Here is a 4,901-nt window from a genome sequence, read left to right on the forward strand (position 1 = left end):
CAAACCTAATCATCGTATATTTCACAGCGATGGAACATTGCAATGGATTTGGAAAACTATTTGTAAAGAAGTTGATGTGCTTTTCTCCTTTGATCCTAGTTTGGATATTGATAAAATTCGTCAAGAAAATAAGGATATTTTTTTGATTGGCAATATAGATCCAGTAAAAATTATGCTTGAGGAAAAATCCGAAGAAATCGTTAAAATAAGTTGGGAAAAGATAAGGGCTGGAGGAAAAAATTTTGCTCTTGGGCTAGGGGGAGAGCTGGTTTCTGGAACACCCGAAGAAAACATCAAGGTTATTTCTTACCTACAAGATGAATTTTAGATTAAATTAGTATTATTTTAAAGAACTCAGGAGGCAGGAAAACAGTGGTTTTAAACACTGAAAATGATATGGGACAGACAAAAATAACTCCATTAAAAGATATTCATGGAAAATTAGGAGCCAAGATGGTTCCTTTTGCTGGATGGGAGATGCCTTTATTTTACAAAACAATTACCTATGAACACGAGGCAGTTCGCACTAAAGCTGGTATTTTTGACTTAACCCATATGGGGGAGTTAAGGATTTCTGGAAAAAATTGTGAGTTAGAATTAGCTCAATTAACAACCAATGACCCAACCAGATTATTGCCAGGTCGAATTCAATATTCACTGCTTTGCCAACCTAATGGGGGAATAATAGACGATATATTGGTGTATAGATTAGAAGATGGATTTTTCTTGGTAGTAAACGCCGCCAATACAACGAAAGATTATGAATGGATAAAATCCCACCTAAAGGGAACTGCTCAAGTTGAAAATTTAACTGATTCAAAAGCTTTGATAGCCATCCAAGGTCCAGAATCAGAAAATATTGTAACAGAATTAGAACCGGCGGTTTTCGGATTAAAATATTATCATTTTTTAGAGACCAAAGTTTTTGGTTCAAAGGCCATTATTTCACGTACTGGATATACCGGAGAGGATGGTTTTGAACTATATATTCCATGGGAGCAGGCGATAAAAGTCTGGGATTCTTTGGAAGCAATTGCTAGAAAAAAGCGAATAGATCTTATTCCAATCGGACTAGGAGCAAGAGATACCCTAAGATTGGAAATGAGGTATCCGCTGTACGGGAATGATATAGATGACGAGACAACCCCTTTGGAGGCAAATTTAGAATGGGTAGTAAAATTTGATCACCAATTCATTGGGAAAGAATCGCTACTTGAACAAAAAAGAACCGGGATAAAGAAATGTCTAGTTGGTTTTATTGCCATCGATCGGGGAATTCCTCGCCAGGGGTATCCAATTGTTTACCATAAAGAAAGAGTTGGTATGGTGACCAGTGGTACCTTTTCTCCGAGTTTAAAGAAGAATGTTGGAATGGGTTATGTAAGTCCATCCTTAGCAAAACCAGGGACTATTGTTGATTTGTTGATTCGTGAAAAAATAGTGAGAGCTGAAATTATCGAAGGACCTTTTGTTTCTCCAAAAATTAAAAAAGATAGGACACTTATGGAGGAAAAATGATGTATCCTGAAGACCGCTATTATACAAAAAGTCATGAATGGATTAAGGTGGAAGGAAATCATGCTACGGTAGGCGTGACATATTATGCTCAGGAACAGCTGGTCGAAGTCGTTTTTGTTGAACTCCCTGAACCAGGAATGGAAGTTAAAGCTGGTGATGGAATTGCAGTTTTAGAGTCAGTGAAAGCCGTATCAGATATCTATGCACCAGTATCAGGAACAATATTAGAAGTGAATAAAAAACTTGAAGATCAACCAGAATTGATCAATAAAGACCCCTATGGAGAAGGATGGATTTTTTCCCTCGAGATCATCCAAAAAGAGGAGATTGATAAGTTGATAAGGGCAACCGAATACCAATCCCTCATCGAAAATGAACCAAAATAATCTTATTTTAAGCAGGTGGCAGAGATTGCGATATATCCCAACAACCGAACAAGATCGGAAAGATATGTTAAAAAGTATAGGGTTACAATCCATGGAGGGACTTTTTGATGATGTTCCAGACAGAGTCCGCCTTCAAGGAGAATTAAACTTACCATCCGCTCAAACCGAATATGAGCTGTTCAAATCTCTTAAAAGTTTAGCTGAAAAGAATAATAATCTTGAACAGTATCCTTCTTTTTTAGGTGCTGGTGCTTATGGCCATCTAATCCCCAGTGCAGTCCAGCACATTCTAAGCCGTTCAGAATTTTATACTGCCTATACTCCCTATCAACCGGAGATCAGCCAGGGAGTTTTGCAAGCCATCTATGAATATCAAAGCCTGATTTGCAGTTTGACTGGGATGGATGTAGCGAATGCTTCGCTGTATGATGGAGCCACCGCTCTGGCTGAAGCTGCTGTTTTGGCTGGTGAAGCTACCAAGCGGAAGAAAATATTCCTGCCTATGACAATTCATCCCGAGTATCGGATGGTTACTCAGCTCTATCTTGAGAACCGTGGTATGGAAGTCATCCAAATCCCACATGATAAGGGACAAACAGATTTAAATTATTTAAAGGATAATATCAACGAAGAAATTGCCGGTGTATTAATACAACAACCAAATTTTTTTGGTATTTTAGAAGAAGTGAAAGAGGTGGCTTCTTTAACCCAGAAATTTGGAGCTCTATTGGTTGTCAGTGTGAATCCAATCTCTTTGGGCATCTTGGAAGCACCAGGTCATTATGGTGCGGATATTGCCGTTGGAGAAGGTCAAGGGCTCGGAAATCCAGTGGCATTTGGGGGTCCGTTTTTAGGATTTTTTGCAACTCGTGATCGATTTATTCGTCAAATACCGGGAAGGATTGTAGGAGCAACCAAGGATATTGAAGGAAAAAGAGGATTTGTTCTTACGTTACAAACCAGAGAACAGCACATCCGTCGTCAGCGAGCCAGCTCTAACATCTGTTCAAATCAAGCTCTTAATGCCTTAGCAGCAACGGTTTTCCTTTGTTTGGTGGGGAAAAAGGGATTGCAAGAAGTAGCCAATTTATGTTTACAAAAAGCACATTATGCTTATAGAAAAATTACCAGTATTAAAGGGTATTCCCCTTTGTTTACTCAACCGTTTTTTCATGAATTTCCAATTCAAACTCCTGATTCACCGGAAGTAATCAATAAAGTGCTTTTAGAGAAAGGAATTATCGGTGGATTGGATCTCAAAAGACATTATCCAGAGCTCGGTCCCAGTATGCTATTGTGCGTGACTGAAGCGCGTACAAAAAAAGAAATTGATACTTTAGTTCAAGCATTGGAGAATTACCATGAATAATGTCAATGAAGTACCTTTGATATTTGAGATGACTTCACCAGGTCGTCGAGCTTATGAATATCCTCAGAATGATGTTCCTTTAGAAAAAATAAATGACCTTATTCCAGATCGATTTCTTCGGAAAAAACCGGCCGATCTTCCTGAATTGTCTGAGAATGAAGTCATTCGTCATTTTACACAGTTGTCACGACTTAATTATGGTGTAGATGTTGGCTTTTATCCTTTGGGTTCTTGTACCATGAAGTACAATCCCAAAATTAATGAAGATGTGGCCAAGTTTTCTGGATTTACCAGTATTCATCCTTACCAAACTGAAGAAACAATTCAGGGTGCTTTACAGCTTATGCATGAGTTGGAAAAGTATTTATGTGAAATTGCCGGTCTCCATCGTGCGACCTTACAGCCAGCTGCCGGGGCTCACGGAGAATTTACTGGAATGTTGATCATGAAGGGCTTTCATGCCGACCGAGGAGAAAACCAGGTGAGGCGAGAAATTATTATACCTGATTCCGCCCATGGAACAAATCCAGCCAGTGTTTCGATGTGCGGCTATCAAGTCGTAGAGATAAAATCTAATTCTCGAGGTATGGTCGATCTTGAAAGCTTGAAGAAAATTGCCGGATCACAGACTGCCGGATTGATGTTGACCAACCCGAACACCCTGGGTCTTTTTGAGGAAGACATTTTAAAAATTGCCGAGATAGTTCATAATGTTGGTGGCTTATTATACTATGATGGTGCCAATATGAACGCCAATCTTGGAATAACCCGTCCGGGTGATATGGGATTTGATATCGTTCATTTTAACCTCCACAAAACCTTTTCGACTCCTCATGGGGGTGGAGGGCCTGGTTCGGGTCCGATTGCAGTAACTAAAGAGCTAGCAGATTTTTTGCCTATCCCGCTGGTTGACGTGAAAAACAATAATTATTACTTTAACTATAATTATCCTAAAAGTATTGGGAAAGTAAAATCGTTTTATGGAAATTTTTTGGTATTGGTTAAAGCTTATGCTTATATCAGATCCCTTGGAGCTCAGGGTCTTCGTGAAGTAAGCGAAACAGCGGTACTCAATGCTAATTATCTGATGCGGTTGCTCGAAAAAAACTATCATCTCCCCTTTAACCAGGCTTGTAAACACGAATTTGTCTTATCAGGGAAAAGACAAAAATCGCATGGAGTAAGAGCCTTAGATATAGCTAAGAGATTATTAGATTATGGATATCATCCTCCAACAATTTATTTCCCTCTTATAGTTGAAGAGGCGATGATGATTGAGCCAACCGAAACCGAGAACAAAGAAACACTAGATAAATTTGCTCACATGATGAATGAAATAGCTAGGGAAGCTGTGGAGAATCCAGATAAGCTAAAAAATGCGCCCTTTAATACTCCAATAAGACGTTTGGATGAAGCGAGAGCAGTTAAGGAATTGGATGTTAATTGGTATAATAAAATGAAATAGAATAGATAGTATTATTGATTCTTCATCTTTTTAAAATTTTTCAATTAGGCATTTTAAAAGAATTTATGAATGGCAATTCCTTAAATTAACCTTAAGGATATAATGAATCTATTGACTTTTCAAATGCGTGTGCTATATTATCGGCAAAAGTAAATAGAGAAAA

General features: G+C 38.4%; 5 protein-coding genes. All 5 read left to right on the top strand.

Features of this window, described 5'->3' with window-relative positions; all coding sequences use genetic code 11:
- The coding region (locus tag PLK24_RS08350; protein WP_324478102.1) for a uroporphyrinogen decarboxylase family protein at window positions 1–328 on the top strand (328 nt) is incomplete at its 5' end.
- A gap of 44 nt (window positions 329–372) precedes the next feature.
- Window positions 373–1,518: a glycine cleavage system aminomethyltransferase GcvT gene (gene gcvT, locus PLK24_RS08355; RefSeq protein ID WP_324478104.1), complete on the top strand. Its 1,146-nt coding sequence runs from the start codon at window positions 373–375 to the stop codon at window positions 1,516–1,518.
- Window positions 1,515–1,904, top strand: coding sequence for a glycine cleavage system protein GcvH (gene gcvH, locus PLK24_RS08360; RefSeq protein ID WP_324478106.1), 390 nt, complete (start codon window positions 1,515–1,517; stop codon window positions 1,902–1,904). Before gcvT ends, gcvH begins: the two co-directional genes overlap by 4 nt.
- Before the next feature lie 25 nt (window positions 1,905–1,929).
- Window positions 1,930–3,273, top strand: a complete 1,344-nt coding sequence (gcvPA, locus tag PLK24_RS08365; RefSeq protein WP_324478107.1) for an aminomethyl-transferring glycine dehydrogenase subunit GcvPA — start codon at window positions 1,930–1,932, stop codon at window positions 3,271–3,273.
- The gene (gene gcvPB / locus PLK24_RS08370) at window positions 3,266–4,738 is read left to right on the top strand and encodes an aminomethyl-transferring glycine dehydrogenase subunit GcvPB (RefSeq protein WP_324478109.1); all 1,473 of its coding nucleotides are present in this window, start codon (window positions 3,266–3,268) and stop codon (window positions 4,736–4,738) included. The genes gcvPA and gcvPB overlap by 8 nt, the downstream gene beginning before the upstream one ends.
- Window positions 4,739–4,901 lie beyond the last annotated feature (163 nt).

Source organism: Atribacter sp. (assembly GCF_035418125.1).
GTDB lineage: Bacteria > Atribacterota > Atribacteria > Atribacterales > Atribacteraceae > Atribacter > Atribacter allofermentans.